The organism is Geodermatophilus sp. SYSU D00758 (genome assembly GCF_054049955.1).
Genome location: NZ_JBJGYK010000017.1, coordinates 76,839 through 99,807 on the forward strand (window position 1 = coordinate 76,839; position 22,969 = coordinate 99,807).

Genomic DNA, 22,969 nt, shown 5'->3' on the forward strand with positions numbered 1-22,969 from the left:
GGCTTGCGAGGGGCACCCGGCGGGCGCCCGTAGGCTCGGCAGCCGTGACCGACCTGCCGGGACTCGACCTCTCCGCCGACGTGCTGACCCTCACCCGGGCGCTGGTGGACACCCGCTCGGTCTCGGGCGGCGAGGGGCCCCTGGCCGACGCGGTCGAGGCGGCCCTCCGCCGGCTCGGCGGGCTGGAGGTCGAGCGGGTCGGGAACGCGGTGCTGGCCCGCACCGACCTGGGCCGGCCCACCCGGGTGGTGCTCGCCGGGCACCTCGACACCGTGCCGGTCGCCGACAACCTGCCCAGCCGGCTCGACGAGGCCGGCGGCCGGCTCTACGGCTGCGGCACCAGCGACATGAAGGCCGGCGACGCGGTGATGCTGCGGCTGGCCGGGCGCTTCGGCGTCCCCGGCGCGCAGCCGGCCCACGACCTCACGTTCGTCTTCTACGACAACGAGGAGGTCGACTCCGCCCTCAACGGCCTCGGCCGGGTGGCCCGCGAGCACCGCGGCTGGCTGTACGGCGACCTCGCGGTCCTGCTCGAGCCGACCGACGGCGAGGTCGAGGCCGGCTGCCAGGGCACGCTGCGCGCCGTCCTCGAGGTGCCGGGCCGGCGGGCGCACAGCGCGCGCAGCTGGCTCGGGGAGAACGCCATCCACGGTGCGGCCGGCGTCCTCGCCACGCTGGCGGCCCACGAGGCCCGCACGGTGGAGATCGACGGCTGCACCTACCGGGAGGGGCTCAACGCGGTCGGCATCGAGGGCGGGGTGGCGGGCAACGTCATCCCCGACGTCTGCCGCGTCCAGGTGAACTTCCGCTACGCGCCGGACCGCGACGAGGACGCCGCCGAGGCCTACGTCCGCGAGGTCCTCGCCGACGCCCTGGCCGCCGGCAGCACCCTCACGGTGGTGGACAACGCCGGCGGCGCGCTCCCCGGCCTGGGGGAGCCGGCCGCCGCGGCCTTCGTCGCCGCGGTCGGCCGGCCGCCGCGGGCCAAGCTCGGCTGGACCGACGTGGCCCGCTTCGCCGCCTTCGGCATCCCCGCGGTCAACTACGGCCCGGGTGACCCCCAGCTCGCCCACACCCGCGAGGAGCACGTCCTGGTCGACCGGCTGGAGCCGGCCGAGGACGCGCTCGTCGCCTACCTCTCCGGAGGGGACGCATGACGACGACGCCCGAGCCCACCGACGCGCGCAAGCCCCGCCCCACCCGGCACCGCGGCCCGGTGATGCTGCGCGGCGGCGAGCCCGACCCGCGCGACGCCGGGACGACGACCGACCAGCGGCTGCTCGACCGGCGCGGCCCGACCGACTGGGTGCACACCGACCCGTGGCGGGTGCTGCGCATCCAGAGCGAGTTCGTCGAGGGCTTCGGGCTGCTCGCCGAGATGCCCCGCGCGGTGAGCGTGTTCGGCAGCGCCCGCACCCCCCGGGACCACGAGCACTACGCGGCGGGCGTCGAGATCGGCGCGGCGCTGGCCCGGGCCGGCTACGCGGTCATCACCGGTGGGGGGCCCGGCGCCATGGAGGCGGCCAACCGGGGCGCCTCGGAGGCCGGCGGGATGTCGGTCGGCCTGGGCATCGAGCTGCCGTTCGAGCAGGAGCTCAACGAGTGGGTCGACGTGGGTATCGCGTTCCGCTACTTCTTCGTCCGCAAGACGATGTTCGTGAAGTACGCGCAGGCCTTCGTCATCCTGCCCGGCGGGTTCGGCACCCTCGACGAGCTGTTCGAGGCGCTGACGCTGGTGCAGACCCGCAAGGTGACCCGCTTCCCCGTGGTGCTCTTCGGGTCGGCGTACTGGTCGGGCCTGGTCGAGTGGATCCGCAGCACGATGGTGCCCGCGGCCACGATCAAGGAGAGCGACCTGGACCTGTTCACGGTCACCGACGACGTCGCCGAGGTCGTGCGGATCGTCCAGGAGGCCGAGGCCGCGCGGGAGGCCGGGGACAACGGCGGCGGGATGCGCACGCTGCGCCTCGACGCCGCACCCAGCGACGCCTGAGCCACCGTGCTGTCGTTCGCCGTCTTCGTGCTCGGCGTGCTGGTCGTCGGGGGCCTGCTGTTCCTCGGCGGGTCGCTGCTGCTCGGCCGGGGGGAGACCCGGCCCCCGGCCGACCCGGAGCGCTCGACGGTGGAGCTGCCCGCCGACCGGCCGGTGACCGCCGACGACGTCCGGGGCGTGCGCATCTCGGTGACCGCGCGGGGCTACCGGATGACCGAGGTCGACTGGCTGCTCGAGCAGCTGGCCCGCACGATCGAGGAGCGGGACCAGGAGATCGCCGCGCTGCGCCGTCGTCCACCCGCGCCCGGTCCGGACGACGTCCCGCCGCCGGCCCCAGCGGACGGAGCGCGCACGGATGCCTGAGCTGCAGTTGTCGGTCGACGTGGAGGCGCCCCCCGCGCAGGTGTGGGCGGCGCTCACCGACTGGACCCGGCAGGGCGAGTGGATGCTCCTCACCGACGTCGAGACCGTCGGCGGCCCGGCCCAGGGCGTCGGGGGGCGGCTGGCGGCCCGGACCGGCGTCCCCGTGCGGCGCGGGCGGCACCTCGGCGTCCTCGACACCATGGTCATCACCGAGTGGGAGCCGCCGCACCGGGTCACGGTGCAGCACACCGGGCGGATCGTCCGCGGCCCCGGCATCTTCGAGATCCGCCCGCGGGCGGCCGGTTCCACCTTCGTGTGGACGGAGCGGCTGCACCTGCCGTTCGGGCTGCTCGGCCGGCTCGGCTGGCCGCTCGCCCGCCCGTTCGTGGTCGCCGGTGTCCGGCTCTCGCTCAACCGGTTCCGGGACTTCGCCCGCCGCCACCCCGCCTGACGCCGAGCCCCTCCCGCACGGGACCGGGGGTGCCGGGTCAGGTGCGCTGGACCGCCAGCCGCGCGCCGAAGCCGAGCAGGGCGCACCCGGTGACCGCGTCCAGGGCCCGCCGGACCGGCCGGCGCGACAGCACCGCCCGGGCCCGGTGCAGCCCGGTCACCACGACCAGCAGCCAGGCCAGCGACAGCACGGCGTGGGTCAGGGCGAAGGCGGCCAGGACCGCCACGGGGGCGCCGGGACCGAGGAACTGCGGGAGGACCGCCAGGTAGAACGCCAGCACCTTGGGGTTGGTGATGTTGGACAGGAACCCCTGCCGCCAGCCGGCCAGGGCCTGCCCCGGCAGGGACCCCCCGGACGGGAGCACCGGGTACCGGCCCCGCACCGCCGAGCGCAGGGCCTGCACGCCCAGCCAGGCGAGGTAGGCGATGCCCAGCCAGCGCACGGTCTGGAAGACCGGCTCGACCCGCACGACCAGCGCCGCCAGCCCGGCCGCGGCCGCGACCCCCTGCACCGCGTTGGACGACGTCACCCCGACCGCGCTCCAGGCGCCCCGCTGCCGGCCGCCGGACAGCGTGTTCTTCACGACGACGGCGAAGTCCGGCCCCGGGACGAGGACCAGCACCACCGCGAAGGCGACGAACGCGCCGTACCCCGCCACCGGTCCAGCCTAGGGCCCGGGGCAGGATGTCCCCGTGAGGGCGTGCGACGGTGCGCGCGGGGAGCGGTGAGCCGGCGCGGCTGGGCACTGTTCCTCGCGATGTCGGTGATCTGGGGCGTGCCCTACCTGCTCATCAAGGTCGCCGTCACCGACCTCTCGCCGGTGACCGTCGTCTTCGGCCGGTGCCTGCTCGGCGCCGCCCTCCTGCTGCCCTGGACCGTCGCCCGCGGGCAGCTGCGGCCGGCGCTGCGGCACTGGCGGGCCCTCCTGCTGTTCACGGTGCTCGAGATGACCGGGCCGTGGCTGCTGCTCTCCTACGCCGAGCAGACCCTCTCCAGCTCGCTGACCGGCCTCCTGGTCGCGGGCGTGCCCTTCGTCGCCGCGCTGGCCGGCCGGCTCGCGGGGGAGGAGGAGCGGCTCACCCCGGTGCGCCTGGTGGGCATGGGGGTGGGGGTGGTCGGCATCGCCGTCCTGCTCGGCCTGGACGTCGAGCGGGTGGCGCTGCTGCCCCTGCTCGCCGTCGCGCTCACCGTGATCGGCTACGCCACGGCCCCGCTGGTCGTCAGCCGGGCGCTGGCGGAGGTGCCCGGGGTGGCCGCCAGCGCGATCGCGCTCACGGTCACCACCGTGGTCTACGCCCCGTTCGCTCTGCCCCGGCTCGACGAGGCCGCCCGGGCACCGGCGACGGCGCTGGCGTCGGTCGCGCTGCTGGGGGTGCTCTGCACGGCGGTCGCGCTCGCGCTGTTCTTCGCGCTCATCCGGGAGGTCGGGCCGCAGCGCGCGCTGGTCATCACCTTCCTCAACCCGGCGGTGGCCGTCCTGCTCGGCGTGCTGCTGCTCGACGAGCCGCTCACCCTCGGCCTGGCGGTCGGCCTCCCGCTCGTGGTGCTCGGCTGCGTGCTGGCCACCCGGCGGGGCCGGCCCCGCCGGGCCACCGAGGTCCCGCCCCCGGTGGACACCGCCGTCCCCTGAGCGGCGCCGACCTGTCGGCGGGCGGGTCTAGCCTGCCGGCCGTGGACCCCACCCGCAGCGCAGACCCCGTCCCGGGCGCAGCCCCCGCCGCCGGCGCGGGGCTCGTCCGGTGCGCCTGGGGCGACAGCGCCCCCGAGTACGTGGCCTACCACGACGAGGAGTGGGGCCGCCCCCTGCACGGCGACGACGCGCTGTTCGAGCGGCTCAGCCTGGAGGCGTTCCAGTCCGGGCTGTCCTGGATCACCATCCTGCGCAAGCGCCCGGCGTTCCGGGCCGCGTTCGCCGGCTTCGCGATCGACGCGGTGGCGGCCTTCACCGAGGACGACGAGGCCCGGCTCCTGGCCGACGCCGGCATCGTGCGCAACCGCGCCAAGATCCGCGCCGCGGTCACCAACGCGCGCGTCGCCCAGCGGCTCCCCGAGGGTCTCGACGCGCTGCTGTGGTCCTTCGCGCCCGCCGGCCCCCGCCCCCGACCGGCGACGCTCGCCGACGTCCCGGCGACCAGCCGGGAGTCGACGGCGATGGCCCGCGAGCTCAAGCGGCGGGGGTTCGTCTTCGTCGGACCCACGACCGCCTACGCCCTCATGCAGGCCACCGGCATGGTCGACGACCACGTGGCCGACTGCTTCCGCGCGACCGGCTGACCCGGTCCCCGTGCAGGTCCCGCCGCGGCGCGGGCCCCGCGCGGGGGACCTCCTGTTGGTCTAGCGACCCCCGATACGGGATCATGGGAGCGGAGCTCACGGCATCGACGAGAGCGACACCGCGGCCGACCGGCCGTGGGTGGTCTGCGAAGGAGGCACGCATGGCGGCCATGAAGCCGCGCACGGGTGAAGGTCCCCTGGAGGTCACCAAGGAGGGGCGCGGCCTGGTCATGCGCGTACCGCTCGAGGGCGGCGGGCGCCTGGTCGTCGAGCTGTCGCCCGACGAGGCCGCGGCCCTCTCCGAGGCACTGAAGGGCGCGACCAGCTGAACACCCCCGCGAGCCTGCCCCCGGGCAGCCCCGCGCAGGACGACACGGCCCCGGCCGCCGGTTCCCCGGCGACCGGGGCCGCGCCGTTGCCGCGGGTCGAGGTCCTGTCCGCCCTGCCCCCGCTCACCGAGGACGACGTCCTCGCGGTGCCGGTCGGCCCCGGGGCGGCCCTGCCGTCCTGGCTGTCGAACCCCGGCGCCCCGCTGGACGCCGCGCTGCTGGCCGGAGCGCTGGCCGACACCGGCAACACCGGCAAGCCCGGCACGATCACCAACCTCCCGGTGCCCGGCCGCCGCCCCCGCAGCGTGGTGGCGGTGGGCGTCGGCGACGGCACGCTGCCCGACCTGCGCAGCTACACGGCCGTCGCGGTCCGCCGCGCGCAGACCCTCGCCGAGCACGGCGCCCGCCGGCTGGTGCTGCCCGTCGACGACCCGGCCGCCCCGGCCGGCGCCGAGGAGGTCCGCGCCGCCGTCGAGGCCGCCCTGCTGGCCGGCTACCGGTACCGGGAGACGTCGAAGGCGCACCCGCCCCGGCTGGCGAGCGTCGCGGTCGTCGCCGCCGACGGCGCCGACCCGGCCGTGCTCGCCGCGGCCCGCGCCGGCGAGGTCACCGGCCGGTCGGTCGCCTGGGCCCGCGACCTGGTCAACACCCCGAGCAACACCAAGGACCCCGCGTGGCTGGCCGACCAGGCGGTCGCGCGGCTCGCGGGGCTGGCGCACGTCACCGTCACCGTGCTCGGCCCCGAGGAGCTCCGGGCCGGGGGGTTCGGCGGTGTGCTCGCCGTCGGCGGCGGCTCGTCGTCCCCGCCGCGCCTGGTGGTGGCCGCCTACCGGCCGCCCGGGGCCGGGCCGGCCACCCCCGTGCTGGTCGGGAAGGGCATCACGTTCGACACCGGCGGCATCTCGATCAAGCCGAACGCCGGCATGCGGGAGATGAAGACCGACATGGCCGGCGGGGCGGCCGTGCTCGCCGCGGTCGACGCCGCGGCCCGCCTCGCGCTGCCGGTCGCGGTCACCGCCGTCGTCCCGGCCGCGGAGAACGCCGTCTCCGGCTCCTCCTACCGGCCCTCGGACGTCGTGCGGCACGTCGGCGGCCGGACGACCGAGGTGCTCAACACCGACGCCGAGGGCCGCATGGTCATCGCCGACGGGCTGGCACATGCCCGGCTGCACCTCGGCGCCACCGTGCTCGTCGACGTCGCCACGCTCACCGGTGCGATGAAGGTGGCCCTCGGCACCCGCACCGCGGGGCTCTACGCCACCACCGACGGGCTGGCCGACGCGCTGGCCACCGCCGCCGGGCACGCCGGCGAGCCGGTCTGGCGGATGCCGCTGGCCGAGGAGCACGCCGACCTGCTGGAGAGCGCCGTCGCCGACGCGAACAACGCCCCCGGCAACCCCGGCGGGACGACGGCGGCGCTGTTCCTGCGGCCCTTCGCCGGGGACCTGCCCTGGGCCCACCTGGACGTGGCCGGGCCGGCCCGCGCCGGCTCCGACGACGCGGAGCTGGTCAAGGGCGGCACCGGGTTCGGGGCCCGCACCCTGCTGCGCTGGCTGGAGGCCGGTGCGCCGTGGAAGGACCCCGTCCGATGACCGGCGAGGGCACCGGGGTCGTCTTCCCCGCCGGGCCGGACGGGCGGCGCAGCACCGCGGCGCTGGGCCGGTCGGTGGTCGCCGACGCGCTGCGACCGGTCGACCCGACCGGGGCCGCGGCCGCCGAGCGGGAGACCAACTGGCGGACCGGGTACCTGGTGCACTTCCGCCGGCTGGTCGAGGCGGGGCTGCCCAGCCGCGAGGCCGCGCTGGCCGTCGCCGACGCCGGGCTGGCCTCGCTGCACCGGCGCATGCGGGTGGCCGGGCCCGACGGCACCGAGCACGGGCTCGGCGAGCTGGCCACCGCACCGGCCGGCCGCACGCCGGGGACCGTCGAGGTCACCGGCACCGCCGAGCCCGAGCGGGAGCTGTCGCTGCCCTTCCACGGCGGCCGGCTGCGCGGGGACGACCTGCTGCGCCGGCTCGACGCCTGGGTCGGGGCCGGGGTGGTCGAGCCCTCCTGCGCGGAGGCGGTGCGGACGGTCGCGGCGCACCCGGAGTGGCTGTCGCTGCCCGACACCACGGTCGCCGTCCTCGGGGCGGGCGCGGAGATGGGCCCGCTGACCGCGCTGCTGCGGTGGGGCGCGCGGGTGGCCGGGGTGGACCTGCCCCGCCGCCCGCTGTGGGAGCGGGTGCTCGACACCGCCCGCCGTGGCGCGGGCACCCTGCTCGTGCCGGCGTCCGGGGGCGGCGGCGACCTCGCCGCGCGGGCCGGCGCCGACCTGGTGACCGAGGTCCCGGCGGTGGCCGGCTGGCTGGCCGGGCTGCCGGGCCGGCCGGTCCTCGGCAACTACGTGTACGCCGACGGCGCCACCAACGTGCGGGTGTCGGTGGCCGTCGACGCGCTCACCGCCCGGCTCTCGGCCGAGCGGCCCGACCTGGCGCTGGCCTTCCTCGCCACCCCCACCGACGTCTTCGCCGTCCCGGCCGACGCGGTGGAGCAGTCCGTGCGGGCCTACGCCGGGCGCTCGCGGACGGCCAAGCTGCTCGGCCGGCCGCTGCGCACGCTGTCGGCGGGGCGGCTGCTGCAGCGGGCCTACGTGCCGGGCAGCGCGCCCGGCATCGCCGACAGCCTGGTCGCCCAGCAGGGCCCCAACTACGCGCTGGCCAAGCGGCTGCAGCGCTGGCGGGCCGCCGTCGCCCGGGCCGCCGGGACGACGGTGTCGATGAACGTCGCCCCGCCGACCCGCACCCGCTCCGTCGTCCGCAACCGCGCGCTGGCGGCGGCCTACGCGGGGGCGCACCGGTTCGGCGTGGAGGTCTTCGAGCCGGCCACGTCGAACGTGCTCATGGCCGCCCTGCTCGTGCACGACCTGCACACCGGGGGCGGTCCGGCGCACGCGCACCCGTGGGAGGACGAGGCGTTCGCCGCCGCGCACGGCGGGCTGTGGCGGGCCGCCTACGCCCCGCGCAGCGCGCTCGGCCTGGCGGCGCTGCTCGGCTACGGGGCCGCCCGCGGGTGACCCGACCGGCCGCGGGGGTACCGCGGTCGTCAGGCCGGGCCGACGAGACCGGCCACGATCTCGGCCGACAGGGTCACCAGCGGCAGCCCGCCACCGGGGTGCGCCGATCCGCCGACGAGGAGCAGCCCGGGCACGGGGGAGGCGTTGGCCGGGCGCAGGAACGCCGCGCGGGCGCCGTTGCTCGACGTCCCGTAGATCGAGCCGCCGACGCTGCGGGTGGCGCGCTCGAGGTCGGCCGGCGTGCGGGTCACCGACCAGCGCAGCCGCCCGCGGACGTCGAGCCCGCGGGCGGCCAGCACCTCCAGCACCCGTGCGGCGTACCGGTCGGCCAGGCCGGGGGCGTCCCAGTCCACCCCGCCGGCCGGGTCGTGCCGCGGGGCGTTGACCAGGACGAACCACGATTCGCTGTCGTCGTCCGGCCGGGTGGCGGGGTCGTCGGGCGCCGAGACGTAGACCGTCGGGTCGGGCACGGGGCGCGGCGCGCCGGCGCACCGGCCGACGCCGAACACCGCGTCGAACTCGGCGTCGTAGTCGGCGGGGAAGAGCACGGTGTGGTGGGCCAGCCCGGGGGTGCGGCCGCGCAGCGCCAGGAGCAGCACGAAGCCCGACAGGGAGGGGGTGCTGCGGGCCAGGTCGCGGCGCACCCCGCGGGTCGCCCGCCGGGGCGGCAGGAGCTCGGCGTACAGACCGGCGGCGTCCCCGGCGGCGACGACGAGGTCCGCCGGAACGAGCTCGCCGCCGGCCAGCCGCACCCCGGCCGCCCGCCCGCCCTCGACGAGCACCCGCTCGACCGTGCAGCCGGTGCGGACCACCGCTCCCCGCTCGGCGGCCCGGTCGGCGACCGCCAGCGCGAGCCGGCGCAGCCCGCCGCGCACGTACCAGGAGCCGAACCGCTGCTCCACGTACGGCACGGTGGCCAGGACCGCCGGGGCCCGCCGCGGGTCCGACCCCGAGTAGGTGGCGTAGCGGTCCAGCAGCATGCGCAGCGCGGGGGAGTCCAGCAGCTCCGCGCCCAGGCCGCGCAGGGTCTGCCACGGCGCGACGGTGGCCACGTCCCGCGGGCTGCGGGTTAGCCGCGCCAGGGTGCCCGCGCCGGCCAGCGGGGACCGGAGGAACGGTTGCTCGGTGACCCGCCACATCGCCTCGGCGCGCGCGGTCAGCCGGGCCCACTGGGCCCCGGCGTCCGCACCGAGGGCGGCGTCGAGCGCGGCCGGGATGCGCCCGGCCTCCCCCGGCACGGCGAGCCCTGTGCCGTCGGGGAAGCGGTAGGCGACGGCGGGGTCGAGGCGCACCAGGTCGACGGCGTCCTCCAGCGGTGCGCCGGTGGCGGCGAAGAGGTCCCGGTACACCTGCGGCAGGGTCACCAGGCTGGGCCCGGTGTCGAAGCCGTGGCCGTCGCGGGCGTACCAGCCCAGCTTGCCGCCGACCTCCGGTGCCTGCTCCAGGACGGTGACCGCGTGGCCCAGCGCGGCGAGCCGGGCGGCTGCGGCGAGCCCGCCCAGGCCGGCGCCGACCACCGCCACCCGCGCCACGGCGCCACGGTATCCCGGCGGGCCCGGGGGACCCGCCACCGTGCCGACCGCCGCGGTCGGGCGGCGGGCGGGTCAGTCGTAGACCAGCTCCAGGTGCTGGAAGGCCCCGAGGGCGTGGTCGGCGCGGAAGGCGGCGTGGTCGGCGCGCAGCCGGTCCACCGCCTCACCGGCGAAGCGCAGCATGTCGTCGACGAACAGCTCCGGCTCCCCGGCGGCCTCGAGCACGGCCGGCTCGACGTCGTAGTCGACCTCACCGGCGTCGTCGGACAGCGAGTGCGTGTGCGCCAGCACCCGCCCGCAGATGCCCGCGTACTCGCGCCACTCGCTGCCGGAGATGTCCTCGAGGTCGAGGTCGTCCCGGTAGGGCGCCCGCTCGCGGACCATGAAGCTCTGCCCGTCGACGTCCGCGGCGCCGAAGAAGACGTCGCCGCCGACGAGCTGGACCCGCTGGGCGTCGCGGATCCGGCCGCCGTACCCGTCGAGGCGGAAGTTCGAGGGTGGGACGAGCCCGGCCAGGGCCGACCGCCGCGCCTGCTTGAACTCCAGCACCAGGTCGTCGGTGCCGTCCCCGGCGGGCCCGGCGAGGAGCACGTGGTAGCGGGTCAGCCCCATCGAGGCGGTGCCCTTGCCGAGCCGGCGGGCGACGTCCTTGACCCGCATCCCGTTCGCGCGGGCCGGGACGTCGATGCCGTTCTCGGCCACGTACCGGTCGACGATCTCCTGGAACTCCTCGACCCGCGAGGTGACCGGCACGCACTTGCGGCTGACCTTGAAGCCGGTGCGGGTCGGGTTCAGGTGCTTGTCGGCGAGCCACTCGGCGCGCGGCCGGGCGACCGCCTCGGCGATGAGGTCGGCGATCAGCGGCGGGGCGTTGTCCCGGCGCACCTGCGTGTCGGTCTCGTCGCCGCGGCGGGCGAAGGTGGCCATCCCGGCGAGGTAGCCGCGCACGAAGCAGCGCACGACCTCCTCGGCCTTCCCCGGGCTGCGGCCGCCCAGGACCTCCGCGCCCAGCAGGAACCCGGTGGACCCGCGCTTGAGGTCCCAGGTGAAGGGGGCGTAGGAGGCCTCGTCGAAGTCGTTGACGCCGAAGATCGGCACGTTGTCGGCGCTGGGCATGACGCCGAAGTTGCCCGGGTGCACGTCACCGAGGGCCAGCACGGTGGGCATGCGGGCGTCCTCGCCGGCCATGTCGCGGTAGAAGAGCAGCGCGGTGCCGCGGAAGAAGGCGTACGCCGAGTCCGCGAGGACGTCGAACTTCTCCTGCGTGCCCTCGGCGTTGCGGTCGATGCGGAAGCGGTGGTCCTCGCGGATCGTCTCCCGCACGTGCATCCGCCGGTCGTTGCCGCTGAGCTGGCGGGGGACCAGCACCATCTGGCCTTCCGCCCGGGCCCGGGCGAGGGCCTCGAAGGCCGCCACGCGGGAGACCGGCGAGCGCCCGCCGCGCTCGCCGGTCCTGCGGGCCGCCTCTTCGGGCGGCTCCGGTCCGGCTGCGCCGTCCCCGGCCGGCCCGGCGCCGTCCCCGGCCGGGCCGGTCCCGTCGCCGGATCCCCGGTCGCGCAGCGCCTCGATCAGCTGCGCCCGGTTCATGGACGAGCGTCCGGGCAGGTCGGCCTCCCGGGCCAGCGCGGCCAGCTCGGCCCGGGTGCGGTCGTCGAGGGTGGGTTCGGCCATGGGAGGACCCGTATCCGGTGGCGAGTGCCCGGACACCGAGGTCACACGATCGTCAGAACGCGTACCGGATGCGCAGCCAGGGGGCGTGCGCCGCGACCAGGGCCCGCAGCCGCTCCACCCCGGCCCGCTTCACGTCGTTGCGGTAGCGCACGTTCCACTGGCCGTTCTGGCTGCGCTTGGGCTGCTGCAGCTCCGGTCGCCACAGCAGCTCCTCGGCGCGCGGGTGCCAGCCGAGGTTGACCGCGTGCAGGTCGCGGTTGTGCGTCAGCATGATCACCTCGGCGGCGGCCTGGGCCTTGGCGGCGGGACCGAGCACGTCGTCGAGCTGCCGGAGCAGCGCGGCCCAGTCGGCCTCCCAGCCGTCCCGGAGGATGACGGGGGAGAGGTTGAGGTGGACCTCGTAACCGGCGGCGACGAAGTCGTCCACGGCGGCGATCCGCTCGGCCACCCGGCTGGTCCGGACGTCGACGACCCGGGCGTCGGCGTCCGGCATCACCGAGAACCGGACGCGCGTGCGGCCCTGCGGGTCGAGGTCCAGCAGTTGCCGGTTGACGTACTTGGTGGCGAACGAGGCCTTCGCCGTCGGCAGCCCGCGGAAGGTGGCCACCAGGTCGGCGACGTTGTCGCTGACCAGGGCGTCGACCGAGCAGTCGCTGTTCTCGCCGATGTCGTACACCCAGCTGACCGGGTCGCACTGGTCGGGCTCGGCCTTGACGCCCTGCCGGGCCACGTGCCGGCGCAGGTAGCCGGTGATCTGCTCGATGTTGGTGAAGACCGTGATCGGGTTGGCGTAGCCCTTCTGCCGCGGCACGTAGCAGTAGGCGCAGGCCATCGCGCAGCCGTTGGCCGTCGACGGGGCGATCCAGTCCGCCGACCGGCCGTTGGCGCGGGCGGTCAGCGACTTCTTGACGCCGAGCACGAGCGTCTCGGTCTTCACCCGGACCCAGCGGTCCACGTTGCCCTCGTTGCCGTGCAGCTCGGGGATCCGCCAGTGCGAGTCGACCTCCACGACCTCCGCGGAGGGGAAACGCGCCAGCACCTCCCGGCCCCGGGTCGAGGTCAGCGCAGCCGGCTCGGCGTAGACCCGGCGCACCTGCAGCAGGCGGCCCGGGTCGGTCGCGGAGGCGGTGGGGGCGGCGGGGACGGCGTCGGGCACGCCGGGTACAGCACCGGCCCGGACCGCGCTGTTCCGGAAGGCGGACCGGTCAGCCGTCGCGGTGCCCGTCGTCGTGCTGCCCGTCGCCGCCGTGCCGGTCGCCGCCGTGCCGGTCGCCGCCGTGCCGGTCGCCACCGTGCCGGTCGCCACCGTGCCCATCCCCGAGGTGCCCGTCGCCGTCGGCAGCCGCGTCGTCCGCGGGCCGGAGCCGGGCCGGGTCCAGGCGGCCGTCGGCGACCTCGGCGGCGAGGTCGTCGACCAGCCGGCCGGCCGACCAGGCCGCGGCTCGCAGCAGGTCGAGCGCCGCCGGGACGTCGACGTCCAGGGCCAGCGACAGCCGCCCGAGCCCCTCCCACACCGCCGACCGCTGCAGCGCCTGGGGTGCCTGCAGCCAGGCCGGGCCCAGCTCGGCCGGCCACGTCGACCACACCGCGGCCTCGGCGAGCTCGGTGGCGACCAGGTCGGCGACCGCCATCGCCTCGAAGACGTCGAGCGAGGGGATGGCGGAGTCGTCGGCGAAGTACAGGTCGAGGGCGCCGGCGCCGGCCAGCGTCCGGACGAAGGGCAGTGCCACGACCCCGCGGTAGGGGGTCTGCTCCAGCAGCAGCGCGGCGAAGGCCGGCCACCTCCGCTCCAGGTCGTCGGCGGAGGCGAACACCGGCTGCTCCTCGTGCTGGGCGGTGCCGCACGGGCCGCTGCCGGCGGTGAACTGCAGCCGCTCGGCCAGCGCCGCCACCGGGTCGCTGGCGCCCAGCGGGAGCCGCCGGTCCCGGCCGTCGTCGGCGCTGAGCCCGGCGCCGTCGACGGGCAGGATCCGGGCGCAGACCCGCGCCAGCCGCTCGGGCAGCAGGGCCGGGGCCCCGAGCCCCGGGTCCGCCGCCTCGTGCAGGGCGGCGGAGAAGCGCTCGGCGATGGTCACGGCTGAATCATCCCAGCCGCCGGTGGGCCCGGCTCGGTCCCGGAGGCCTCCGACCGCCGGGTGTAGGCGGCCTCCCGGACCGCGTCGTCGGACTCCAGGCCCGCCCCCAGCGCGCCCCCGACGGTCGCCAGCGAGCAGGTGAGCCAGGCCAGCGCCAGGTGGTCACCGAACCCGGTCGGGTGGCCGAGCCCCTCGGCGAGCACCGGGTCGACCACCAGGAGAAGCGCCCCGGCCAGGGCGAGCACGAACAGCGCCGCGTGCAGGGTGAGGACGCCGAGCACGACGGTCGCCACCGTGGCGAGGTCGAACAGCAGCACCTGCTTGCGCCCCCGGCCCCGGGGAACCCGCTCCCAGAGCGCGCCACCGACCACCAGGGCGGTGACCACCGCCGCCACCGACCCGAGGGCGATGAGGGTCAGCCGGACCCCGCCGTAGGTGTCGGACAGCACCCAGACGTCGGGCGTGATGAGCGCGAAGACGCCGGCCGCGACCGCGGCGGTCAGGGCCCGGGAGAGCCGGACCGCCAGCCGCCAGGGACGGTTGGCCCGCACCATCCCGAGCAGCAGGGTGAGGTTGCCCGACAGCACCCGGGCGGTGAACCGCACCCCCGCCCCGGCGTCGGCCGGGTCGGTGGCCAGCTCCCGCAGCCGCCGCCCCACGGCGTCCCGGTCGCCGTCGTCCTCGTCGCCGAGCAGCGTGCGGACCAGCCCGACGGCGACCTCCAGGGCCCGGCGGCGGGTGCCGACCGCGCCCAGCGCCGGCACCGACAGCAGGCCCACGCCGTGCAGCGGGCTGGCGTGGGCCACGACCGGGCGGCGGGCCACGGTGAGCGGCAGGTCGGTGAGGACCACGGCCAGGTCCCAGTCCTCGGCGAGCGACCGGCGGCGCGCGGCGTCGACCAGGTCGTCGTCGTCGGCCGGCGGGCGGACCAGCGGGTCCTCGACGGTCCGGACCGACCAGCGCACCTGCGGGTGCCGTTCGGCCAGCGCCCGGCCGAGCTCGTCGGCCAGCCGGTCGGCCAGGTCGGCGGCGACCCCGGGCCCGCGGACCAGGCCGAGCTCGACGAGCGGGGTGGCCGGCGGGGCGCTCACGCGGCACCCCCCGGTGCGGGCGCCGGCGGGTGCCGCAGCGGGAGGACGGCGGGCCCGTCGGGGCCGGCGACCACCCGGGCGCGGGCGCCGTAGTGCGCGGCCAGCGCGGCGTCGGTCAGCACCTGCGCGGGCGGTCCCTCGGCCACCACCCGCCCGGCGGCCAGCAGCGCCAGCCGACCGGCGTACTGCCCGGCCAGGCTGAGGTCGTGCAGCGTCGAGAGGACCGTCAGGCCGTCCTGGCGGCGCAGCCGGTCGACGAGGTCGAGCACCTGCTGGGCGTGCCCCAGGTCGAGGGCGGCCGTGGGCTCGTCCAGGAGCAGCACCCGCGGCTGCTGGGCCAGGGCCCGGGCCAGCACCGCGCGCTGCTGCTCGCCGCCCGAGAGGGTCCCCAGCAGGCGGTCGGCCAGGTCGGTGAGCCCGAGCCGCGCCATCACGTCGCCGACCACCGCGGCGTCGCGGGCACGGGGCGCGGCGAGCAGGCCGCGGTGCGGCGTGCGGCCCAGCCCCACGTAGTCCCGGGTGGTGACGCCCTCGGGCAGCACTGGCTGCTGGGCGGCGTAGGCCAGCACCAGCGCGCGCCCGCGCCGGCCGAGCCCGGCGGCCGGGAGGCCGTCGACCCGGACCTCGCCGGCGTGCCGGTGCAGGCCCAGGACGGCGCGCAGCAGCGTCGTCTTCCCCGAACCGTTGGGGCCGATGACCGCCGTCCAACCGCCGGGCTCGACGGTGAGCCGCACGTCGTCGAGGACGCGGGTGCGGCCGTGGTCGGCCGACAGCCCGACCACCTCCAGGCGGGCCCCGCTCACCGGCGCCGCGCCCCCGCCCACAGCAGGCCGGCGAAGAACGGCGCGCCGACGAACGCCGTCACCACCCCGAGGGGCAGCTCGGCCGGGGCGAGCACGACCCGGGCCGCGAGGTCGGCCAGCACCAGGAACGCCGCGCCCGCCAGCAGCGCCACCGGCAGCACCCGGGCGTTGGCCCCGCCGACCAGCCGGCGCGCCACGTGCGGGACGACGAGGCCGACGAACCCGATCAGGCCGCTGACCGCCACCGCCGCGGCCGTCGCCAGCGAGGCGGCGGCGACCACCAGCAGCCGCACCCGCGCCGGGTGCACGCCCAGGGCGCGGGCCTCGTCGTCCCCGACCGCGAGCACGTCCAGGGCGCGGGCGCACAGCAGCAGCACGAGGCCGGCCGCCCCCAGGTAGGGCAGCACGAGGACGACGTCGGACCAGGTGGCGCGGCCGAGCTGGCCGAGCAGCCAGCCGTACACCTCGCGCAGGTCGTCGGTGTTCTGCTGCTGCACCAGGGTCTGGGCCGCGGCCAGGAAGGAGGCGACGGCGACCCCGGCGAGCAGCAGGGTGGCGGTGTGCGACCCGCCGGCCGCCGTCCCCAGCGCCAGCGCGGCCCCGACGCCGAGCAGCGCCCCGGCGAACGCGGCCAGCGGCACCACGCCGACCGGGCCGACCGAGGCGCCCGGCGCCAGGGCGATGACCAGGGTCGCGCCGAGGCCGGCCCCGGCCGCCGCGCCGAGCAGGTACGGGTCGGCCAGCGGGTTGCGGAACACCCCCTGGTAGGCCGCCCCCGAGACCGCGAGGGCCGCGCCCACCAGCGCGGCCAGCACCACGCGCGGCAGCCGCAACCGCAGCAACACCGCGGCCTCCGTGCCGGTCAGCCCGCCGGGGACGTCGAGCCCCAGCGGGGCCACGGCACGGTCGAGCAGGGTCGCCACCACCGCGCCCGGCGGCAGCGGCAGCGCGCCCACCCAGACCCCGGCCAGCACCGCGGCGACCACGGCCGTGGCGGCCCCGGCGAGCACCGCCCCGGGGTGGCGGCGGGTGGCGGCCAGGGCAGCGGGAGCCCGGGTGGCGCCGGCGGTCGCCGTCACGCGGCTCAGCCCCGCAGCGCGCCGGCCACCGCCTCGGCGAGGTCGGCGACCCGCGGGCCCCAGCGCGAGGCGACCGCGTCGTCCACCTCGAGCACGCGGCCCTCCTGGACGGCGGGGACGGTGTCGAACGCCGGCCGCTGGGCCAGCGTCGCGGCGGTCTCCCCGCAGCACACGGTGTCGGCGAGCACCACGAGGTCCGGCGCCCGGCCCACGACGTACTCGGCCGACAGCTGGGGGTAGCCACCGGCGGTGCCGGCCGCGCCGTCGGCGATGTTCTCCAGGCCGAACAGGGAGTAGACGCTGCCGATGAAGGTGTCGCTGGTCGCGGAGTAGTAACCGGGGTCCAGCTCGTGGTAGACCCGCTGCCCCGCGACGTCGTCCGGCACCGACGCGACCGCCGCCTCCACGCGGTCCTGCACCTCCGCCACGACCTCCGCGGCCTCCTCGGGGTGCCCGGTGGCCGCGCCGAGGGTCCGGATCTGGTCGTAGGCCTCCTCGAGGTCGTCGGCGGCGCCGAGCAGCAGCGTGGGGATCCCCAGCGCGTCGAGGGAGTCGACGATGCCGTTCAGGTCGTCGCTGAGGACGACGAGGTCGGGCTCGTACCCGGCGATCGCCTCGGCGCTCGGGGTGAAGGCCGACAGGTCGGTCGTCGGGGCCTCGGCCGGGAAGTCGGAGGTGCTGTCGACCGCCTCGACCTGGTCCCCGGCGCCGACGGCGAACAGCATCTCGGTGGCGGTGGCCGACATCGACACGACGTCCTCGGGCCGCTCGTCGAGGGCCAGCTCGCCGTCGTCCCCGGTGACCGTGACGGGGAAGGCGTCACCCGACGACGGGGCCTCGGGGACCACGGCGCCCGGCTCGGCGTCGTCCCCGCAGGCGGGGAGGGCGAGCACGACGGGCAGGAGCAGCGCGGCGGCGGAGAGCCGGCGGGGGGTGCGGGACAACGGGGCCTCTCCGGAGGGGCGGCACGCGCCGCCCACGCGGACGCCGGGCGCCCGGGTGTGCGACCCCTGCCGCGAGGGTCGGAACACGGCGCAGGCAGGCGATCTGACTCGGGCCGCTCTCGGGCCATCACAGCTGCGGGACAGTGCCGGGTTCCCACCGGACTTCGCTGCGGGTGCGCCACCGGCCTCGGGCCGGCCAGGCGACGGTACCAGCGCCGCCGGTCAGCCTCGGCCGGCGAGGACGGCGGCGTAGACCTCCACCGTCTGCCGGGCGATCGCCGGCCAGCCGAACTCGGCGAGCACCCGCTCGCGCCCGGCCGCCCCCATCGCCGCGGCCCGCGCCGGGTCGGCGAGCAGCTCGGCCACCCGCGCGGCGAGCCCGGCCTCGAAGGCCGCGGTGTCCCCGGGGTCGTAGGGCACCAGCAGGCCCGTGCGGCCGTCGTCCACCACCTCGGGGATGCCCCCGACCGCGCTGGCGACCACGGCGGTCCCGCAGGCGGCGGCCTCCAGGTTCACGATGCCCAGCGGCTCGTACACCGACGGGACGACGAACACCGTGGCGCCGGTGATCAGCGGGACGAGCTGCTCGCGCGGCAGCATCGCCTCGATCCACACCACGCCGTCCCGGCGCTCCTGCAGCGCGGCCACCGCGTCGGCGACCTGGCGGCGCTCCTCGGGGGTGTCGGCCGCACCCGCGCACAGCACCAGGCCGGCCTCGGCGGGCAGCTGCTCCGCGGCGGCGAGCAGGTGGGCCACGCCCTTCTGGCGGGTGATCCGACCGACGAACAGCGCGTAGGGCCGCTCGGGGTCCACGCCCAGCGACCGGACGACGTCCGGGTCGGCCACCGGGCGGTAGGCCTGGGCGTCCACGCCGTTGCCGACCACGTGCACCCGCGCCGGGTCCAGGTCGGGGTAGGCGTCGAGGACGTCGGCGCGCATGCCGTTGCTGACCGCGATCACCGCGTCGGCGGCGAGGTAGGCGGTGCGCTCCACCCAGGAGGAGAGCCGGTAGCCGCCGCCGAGCTGGTCGGCCTTCCACGGCCGGCGCGGTTCCAGCGAGTGCGCGGTGACCACGTGCGGGGTGCCGTGCACCAGCCCGGCGAACAGCCCCGCTCCGTTGGCGTACCAGGTGTGGCTGTGCACCAGGTCGATCCCGGCCAGGGCACCGGCGATCTCCACGTCGACCCCGAGCGCCTGCAGCGCGCCGTTGGCCTCGCGCAGGCCCGCCGGGACCGCGTGCCCGACCGCGTCGGCCCGATCCCCCCCGAAGCAGTGGACGTCGACGCGCGGCCCGCCCTCGAGCCCGCGGAGGGCGGCGGCGAGGTGCTCGACGTGGACGCCGGCCCCGCCGTAGACGTCCGGGGGCCACTCGCGGGTCACGATCCCGATGTGCACGCGGTCACCATAGAAGGACCCCGTCCTCCCCACCCCTCGCACGCTCGGGGCGGTGCCCTGGACGGGGCCGCCCGTCCTCCCCACCCCTCGCACGCTCGGGGCGGTGCCCTGGACGGGGCCGCCCGTCCTCCCCACCCCTCGCACGCTCGGGGCGGGACCTCACGGACCCGTCGCAGGTCGCCGGGGAGTCCCCTGAACGGGGCGCTGGTCCCCCGCGGGGGCGCGGCGGCCCTGGCCAGGGACTAGGTTGCGGACATGCGCGGCGGTCCTCGGGTTCTCGGCATCGTCCTCGCCGGTGGTGAGGGCAAGCGGCTCGCGCCCCTGACGCAGGACCGGGCCAAGCCCGCGGTGCCCTTCGGGGGCAACTACCGGCTCATCGACTTCGTGCTCTCGAACCTGGTCAACGCCGACATCCGGCAGATCGCCGTCCTCACCCAGTACAAGAGCCACAGCCTCGACCGGCACATCACCACCACGTGGCGGCTCTCGCAGCTGCTGGGCAACTACATCACCCCGGTGCCGGCGCAGCAGCGCCTCGGCCCGCGCTGGTACATGGGCAGCGCCGACGCCATCTTCCAGAGCCTGAACCTCATCTACGACGCCCGGCCCGACATCGTGGTGGTCTTCGGCGCCGACCACGTCTACCGCATGGACCCGGCGCAGATGATCGAGCAGCACCTGCAGACCGGGGCCGGGGTCACCATCGCGGGGCTGCGGGTCCCCCGGGCCGAGGCCACCGGGTTCGGGGTCATCGACGCCGACGCCGAGGGCAGGGTGCGCGGCTTCCTCGAGAAGCCCGCCGACCCGCCCGGGCTGCCGGACTCGCCCGAGGAGAGCTTCGCCTCGATGGGCAACTACGTGTTCACCACCGACACGCTGCTCGAGGCCCTGCGGGTCGACGCCGAGGACCAGCACTCGGTGCACGACATGGGCGGCTCGATCATGCCGATGCTGTCCGACCAGGGCCGGGCCTGGGTCTACGACTTCTCCACCAACGTCGTCCCCGGCGCCACCGAGCGCGACCACGGGTACTGGCGCGACGTCGGGACCATCGACAGCTACTTCGACGCCCACATGGACCTCGTGTCGGTGACCCCCATCTTCAACCTCTACAACGACCGCTGGCCGATCCTCACGCTCCCACCGCAGCAGCCCCCGGCGAAGTTCGTCCTCGGCGGGCGCGCCGAGGAGTCGATGGTCAGCGCCGGGGTGATCATCGGCGGCGGGTCGGTGCACAACTCCGTCGTCTCGCCGGGCGTGCGGGTGGAGCGGGGCGCGCGGGTCGAGGACAGCGTGCTCATGGACGGCGTCCACATCGGCGAAGGGGCCTACGTCCGGCGGGCGATCCTCGACAAGAACGTCGTCGTCCCCGCGTGGGCCCGGATCGGCGTGGACGTCATCGGCGACGCCGACCGCTACCACGTCAGCCCCGGCGGGGTCACCGTCCTCGGCAAGGGAGCCCGGGCCCACGTGTGAGGCCCGCTCGGGGACGGCGGCCGTGCGCCCCCTGATCGTCACCTTGCTGCTGGGGGCGGAGGCGCAGGGCCGCTTCGACCGGCTGCGCGCCGCCCACTTCCCGCCGGAGCGCAACCACCTCGCCGCGCACGTGACGCTCTTCCACGCGCTCCCCGGGGAGGACGCCGAGACCGTCGCCGCCGGCCTCGCCGCCGCCGCGGCGCGTCCGGCCTTCGACGTGGCCGTCACCGGGCTGCGCTCGCTGGGCCGCGGCGTGGCCTACACCCTCGAGTCCGCCGAGCTCGCCGCCCTGCGTGCGGGGCTGGCCGCCCGCTGGGCGAACCGGCTCACCCCGCAGGACCGGCAGCCGCACCGGCCGCACGTCACCGTGCAGAACAAGGTGGAGCCGGCCGCCGCCCGCGCCCTGCTGGCCGACCTCTCGGCCGCGTTCGTCCCCGAGCGGGTGCCCGCGCGGGGCCTCGGGTTGTGGCGCTACGCCGGCGGCCCGTGGGACCCGGTCGCCGAGTTCCCGTTCGGTGGTGTGACGCAGGCATCGGCGTGACGTTCCGGGCATGCGAGGCCGTGGTGAGGCGGGCGGGATCTGTTCGAGATCCAACCCCTGGATGAAGTACGGGCAGCCCTCGGTGCAGGTCACGGTCTCCCCGACCGCGTCGTACTCGGAGGTGACTCCCTCTGCCCGGGCGGGCGCGGTCAAGGCCTCGGCTGCAGCGGTGCCGGGCAGCTCCCCGATCACCGGGAACTCGAACAGGCGCTCGGCGTAGGACTCGGCATCACCGGCCACCCGGGGAGCTGGGGGAGTCCTGCCCCTGCGAAGGTGATGGGCAGCTGACGCTGAACGGTGCGGTGGATCGCCCCGAGGGCTTCCAGTCCGCTTTCGACAGGAACTGGACCTCATCGAACTGGACCTCATCGAAGAGGAAGACGATGCCGGTGTCCTGTTCGACGGCGGCCTCTCCCATGGCTGCGAAGACATCGGCCAGGTCCTCGCCGAGGTGGCCCGTGTCCGCCCGTCCCCACTGCGGGTCGACGTCCAGCCCCGCGGTGAGGGTGCCGTCCGCGTGAACCGTCGGTGACAACGACTCGAGAACGCCCGCGGCCCCGGTGGCGCGGCTCCCCCCATCGGGCCCACGGCGACACGGAGAAGCGGGCTCTGCGCGCGAGGTTGGCCATCTGGGGGCCGGACGGCGTGTCCTTCGAGACCTCGGCATCGATCGGCACCCGCGACTTTCTTCAGTGATGCGTCGGTACTGACCGAGGAGCACGGTCTTGCCGACGCCGCGCAGGCCGGTGATCACGAGGGACTGCTCGGTGTAGCCGCGGGCGAGTCGCTGCAGGAGTACGCGGAAGTCGTCGACCTCGGTGCGTCGTCCTACCGGGAATCGAGGTGGCGCCCCCGCGTCCGGCGTGTACGGATCGCTGCCACGGTCGATGCGCTCTCCTCACCTCACGAGGCTCAGCACCTCACGAGGCTCAGCACCTCACGAGGCTCAGCACCTCACGAGGCTCAGCGCAGTCCAGCAGCGACCGTTGAACCAGGTAGGAGCTGTCGAACTGCTCAGCGGCGGCGGGTGGCCACGAGCAGCCCGGCCCCGATGGGGAGGACGGCGGAGGTGAGGTCCTCGTGCTCGCGCACCGTGCGGGCCAACTCCCGCCAGGCCACCGTCTGCTCGTCACGGGCCGCGCGGTCGGCGATCCGGCCGTCCGCCAGCAGCCCGTGGCAGGTGACCGTGCCGCCGACGCGCACCAGGTCGAGCACGGCGGCGAGGTGCCCGGCGTACTCGGTCGGCGGCCCCGCGCAGACCACCATGTCGTAGGCGCCGGGGGACAGCCGCGGCAGCACCTCCGCCGGGGTGCCGAAGATCATCCGCGTCCGGCCGGCCGGGTACCCGGCCTCGCCGAAGGCACGCCGGGCGGCGCGCAGCTGCTCGGGGTCGGCGTCCAGCGCGGTGAGGACGCCGTCGGGCCGCATGCCCTGCAGCAGCCACAGCCCGGCCACGCCGCCCCCGCTGCCGATCGACACCACGGCGCGGGCCCCCCCGCCGGCGGCCAGCACGGCCAGCGTGGCCCCCACGGCGGGCTCGACCGGTGGCGGCCCGCCGAGCCGGGCGGCCCGCGACCGGGCGGCCACGACCGCCGTGGTCTCGGTGGCGTAGCGGTCGGCCCAGGCGTCGACGCCCGGCCGCGGCGCCCCGGCGGTCACCGGCCCGCCCAACCTCGGGGCGAGGGCCGCCCGCCCGTCGTCCCCGCGTCCGTCATCACCGGGCGAGGGTAGTGGCCGGGCGGTGCTCCGCCCGGCGGCGCCGCGCAGCTGTGAACACCCTGTGAACGGGAACACCGGCCCGATCCCGCCCCGTTGACCCGTACGTGCGCCCCGAGCGAGCCACCGTCCCCCGACCCGCTGACGCCGGGCGGCCCGGCGCGGCCCCCGTCCGCGATAC

The 22,969-nt window shown here is 76.8% G+C and carries 23 protein-coding genes; 11 read left to right on the plus strand and 12 right to left on the minus strand.

Annotation, left to right across the window (positions count from 1 at the left end):
- Nucleotides 1–44: 44 nt before the first annotated feature.
- From dapE to ACI8AC_RS14360, 4 genes are read left to right on the plus strand one after another with little or no spacing between them, the layout of a single operon-like run.
- On the plus strand, nt 45–1,157 hold the full coding sequence (gene dapE, locus ACI8AC_RS14345; RefSeq protein ID WP_456898465.1) for a succinyl-diaminopimelate desuccinylase: 1,113 nt from the start codon (nt 45–47) through the stop codon (nt 1,155–1,157).
- On the plus strand, nt 1,154–1,993 hold the full coding sequence (locus ACI8AC_RS14350; protein WP_456898466.1) for an LOG family protein: 840 nt from the start codon (nt 1,154–1,156) through the stop codon (nt 1,991–1,993). Before dapE ends, ACI8AC_RS14350 begins: the two co-directional genes overlap by 4 nt.
- A gap of 6 nt (nt 1,994–1,999) precedes the next feature.
- Nucleotides 2,000–2,356 (plus strand): DivIVA domain-containing protein, encoded by a 357-nt coding sequence (locus tag ACI8AC_RS14355; RefSeq protein ID WP_456898467.1) that lies wholly within the window; start codon nt 2,000–2,002, stop codon nt 2,354–2,356.
- A complete protein-coding gene (locus ACI8AC_RS14360; RefSeq protein WP_456898468.1) occupies nt 2,349–2,807 on the plus strand; it encodes an SRPBCC family protein in 459 nt (152 codons plus the stop codon). The genes ACI8AC_RS14355 and ACI8AC_RS14360 overlap by 8 nt, the downstream gene beginning before the upstream one ends.
- Nucleotides 2,808–2,844: 37 nt before the next feature.
- Here the strand turns inward: ACI8AC_RS14360 and ACI8AC_RS14365 are convergent, their stop codons facing one another.
- On the minus strand, nt 2,845–3,465 hold the full coding sequence (locus tag ACI8AC_RS14365) for a LysE family translocator (protein WP_456898469.1): 621 nt from the start codon (nt 3,463–3,465) through the stop codon (nt 2,845–2,847).
- A 66-nt stretch (nt 3,466–3,531) separates the two neighbouring features.
- Between ACI8AC_RS14365 and ACI8AC_RS14370 the strand changes: the two genes are divergently transcribed.
- The 5 genes from ACI8AC_RS14370 (at nt 3,532) to ACI8AC_RS14390 (ending at nt 8,465) form a co-directional block, all read left to right on the plus strand.
- On the plus strand, nt 3,532–4,437 hold the full coding sequence (locus ACI8AC_RS14370) for a DMT family transporter (protein ID WP_456898470.1): 906 nt from the start codon (nt 3,532–3,534) through the stop codon (nt 4,435–4,437).
- 41 nt (nt 4,438–4,478) lie between these two features.
- Nucleotides 4,479–5,081, plus strand: a complete 603-nt coding sequence (locus ACI8AC_RS14375) for a DNA-3-methyladenine glycosylase I (protein WP_456898471.1) — start codon at nt 4,479–4,481, stop codon at nt 5,079–5,081.
- Nucleotides 5,082–5,242: 161 nt separating this feature from the next.
- Nucleotides 5,243–5,410, plus strand: coding sequence for a DUF3117 domain-containing protein (locus tag ACI8AC_RS14380; protein ID WP_012947303.1), 168 nt, complete (start codon nt 5,243–5,245; stop codon nt 5,408–5,410).
- A gap of 86 nt (nt 5,411–5,496) precedes the next feature.
- A complete protein-coding gene (locus ACI8AC_RS14385) occupies nt 5,497–7,002 on the plus strand; it encodes a leucyl aminopeptidase family protein (RefSeq protein WP_456898472.1) in 1,506 nt (501 codons plus the stop codon).
- Complete coding sequence (locus tag ACI8AC_RS14390; protein ID WP_456898473.1) at nt 6,999–8,465, plus strand: hypothetical protein; 1,467 nt, start codon at nt 6,999–7,001, stop codon at nt 8,463–8,465. Before ACI8AC_RS14385 ends, ACI8AC_RS14390 begins: the two co-directional genes overlap by 4 nt.
- 29 nt (nt 8,466–8,494) lie before the next feature.
- On the opposite strand, the gene ACI8AC_RS14395 is transcribed toward ACI8AC_RS14390, so the two are convergent.
- From ACI8AC_RS14395 to glgA, 9 genes are all read right to left on the minus strand, one after another.
- A complete protein-coding gene (locus ACI8AC_RS14395; RefSeq protein ID WP_456898474.1) occupies nt 8,495–9,997 on the minus strand; it encodes a phytoene desaturase family protein in 1,503 nt (500 codons plus the stop codon).
- Between the two features lie 72 nt (nt 9,998–10,069).
- Complete coding sequence (locus tag ACI8AC_RS14400) at nt 10,070–11,668, minus strand: DUF2252 domain-containing protein (protein WP_456898475.1); 1,599 nt, start codon at nt 11,666–11,668, stop codon at nt 10,070–10,072.
- Between the two features lie 52 nt (nt 11,669–11,720).
- Complete coding sequence (locus ACI8AC_RS14405; RefSeq protein ID WP_456898476.1) at nt 11,721–12,824, minus strand: spore photoproduct lyase family protein; 1,104 nt, start codon at nt 12,822–12,824, stop codon at nt 11,721–11,723.
- A 49-nt stretch (nt 12,825–12,873) separates the two neighbouring features.
- Nucleotides 12,874–13,743 carry a GAF domain-containing protein gene (locus tag ACI8AC_RS14410; RefSeq protein WP_456898477.1) on the minus strand — a complete coding sequence of 290 codons (870 nt, stop codon included), beginning with the start codon at nt 13,741–13,743 and terminating at the stop codon, nt 12,874–12,876.
- Entirely contained in the window at nt 13,740–14,834 is a 1,095-nt protein-coding gene (locus ACI8AC_RS14415) for a hypothetical protein (RefSeq protein ID WP_456898478.1), read from the minus strand. Before ACI8AC_RS14415 ends, ACI8AC_RS14410 begins: the two co-directional genes overlap by 4 nt.
- Complete coding sequence (locus tag ACI8AC_RS14420; RefSeq protein ID WP_456898479.1) at nt 14,831–15,637, minus strand: ABC transporter ATP-binding protein; 807 nt, start codon at nt 15,635–15,637, stop codon at nt 14,831–14,833. The genes ACI8AC_RS14415 and ACI8AC_RS14420 overlap by 4 nt, the downstream gene beginning before the upstream one ends.
- Nucleotides 15,634–16,716 carry a FecCD family ABC transporter permease gene (locus ACI8AC_RS14425; protein ID WP_456898480.1) on the minus strand — a complete coding sequence of 361 codons (1,083 nt, stop codon included), beginning with the start codon at nt 16,714–16,716 and terminating at the stop codon, nt 15,634–15,636. The genes ACI8AC_RS14420 and ACI8AC_RS14425 overlap by 4 nt, the downstream gene beginning before the upstream one ends.
- Before the next feature lie 5 nt (nt 16,717–16,721).
- The gene (locus ACI8AC_RS14430) at nt 16,722–17,660 is read right to left on the minus strand and encodes an ABC transporter substrate-binding protein (RefSeq protein ID WP_456898481.1); all 939 of its coding nucleotides are present in this window, start codon (nt 17,658–17,660) and stop codon (nt 16,722–16,724) included.
- 222 nt (nt 17,661–17,882) lie between these two features.
- Nucleotides 17,883–19,055, minus strand: a complete 1,173-nt coding sequence (gene glgA, locus ACI8AC_RS14435; RefSeq protein WP_456898482.1) for a glycogen synthase — start codon at nt 19,053–19,055, stop codon at nt 17,883–17,885.
- A 255-nt stretch (nt 19,056–19,310) separates the two neighbouring features.
- Here glgA and glgC point away from each other — a divergent pair, with 255 nt between their 5' ends.
- Nucleotides 19,311–20,531, plus strand: a complete 1,221-nt coding sequence (gene glgC, locus ACI8AC_RS14440) for a glucose-1-phosphate adenylyltransferase (RefSeq protein WP_456898483.1) — start codon at nt 19,311–19,313, stop codon at nt 20,529–20,531.
- Between the two features lie 22 nt (nt 20,532–20,553).
- Nucleotides 20,554–21,072 carry a 2'-5' RNA ligase family protein gene (locus ACI8AC_RS14445; protein ID WP_456898484.1) on the plus strand — a complete coding sequence of 173 codons (519 nt, stop codon included), beginning with the start codon at nt 20,554–20,556 and terminating at the stop codon, nt 21,070–21,072.
- Nucleotides 21,073–21,301: 229 nt separating this feature from the next.
- On the opposite strand, the gene ACI8AC_RS14450 is transcribed toward ACI8AC_RS14445, so the two are convergent.
- Together ACI8AC_RS14450 and ACI8AC_RS14455 are read right to left on the minus strand one after the other, a co-directional pair.
- A complete protein-coding gene (locus ACI8AC_RS14450) occupies nt 21,302–21,961 on the minus strand; it encodes an ATP-binding protein (protein ID WP_456898518.1) in 660 nt (219 codons plus the stop codon).
- Nucleotides 21,962–22,086: 125 nt separating this feature from the next.
- Entirely contained in the window at nt 22,087–22,731 is a 645-nt protein-coding gene (locus ACI8AC_RS14455) for an O-methyltransferase (protein ID WP_456898485.1), read from the minus strand.
- Nucleotides 22,732–22,969: the final 238 nt, after the last annotated feature.

Excerpts from the sequence above, each read along its gene's own strand:
- ACI8AC_RS14350 (WP_456898466.1), top strand. The coding sequence starts at position 1,154 with ATGACGACGACGCCCGAGCCCACCGACGCGCGCAAGCCCCGCCCCACC.
- ACI8AC_RS14380 (WP_012947303.1), top strand. The coding sequence starts at position 5,243 with ATGGCGGCCATGAAGCCGCGCACGGGTGAAGGTCCCCTGGAGGTCACC.
- ACI8AC_RS14390 (WP_456898473.1), top strand. The coding sequence starts at position 6,999 with ATGACCGGCGAGGGCACCGGGGTCGTCTTCCCCGCCGGGCCGGACGGG.
- glgC (WP_456898483.1), top strand. The coding sequence starts at position 19,311 with ATGCGCGGCGGTCCTCGGGTTCTCGGCATCGTCCTCGCCGGTGGTGAG.
- ACI8AC_RS14360 (WP_456898468.1), top strand. The coding sequence starts at position 2,349 with ATGCCTGAGCTGCAGTTGTCGGTCGACGTGGAGGCGCCCCCCGCGCAG.
- ACI8AC_RS14400 (WP_456898475.1), bottom strand. The coding sequence starts at position 11,668 with ATGGCCGAACCCACCCTCGACGACCGCACCCGGGCCGAGCTGGCCGCG.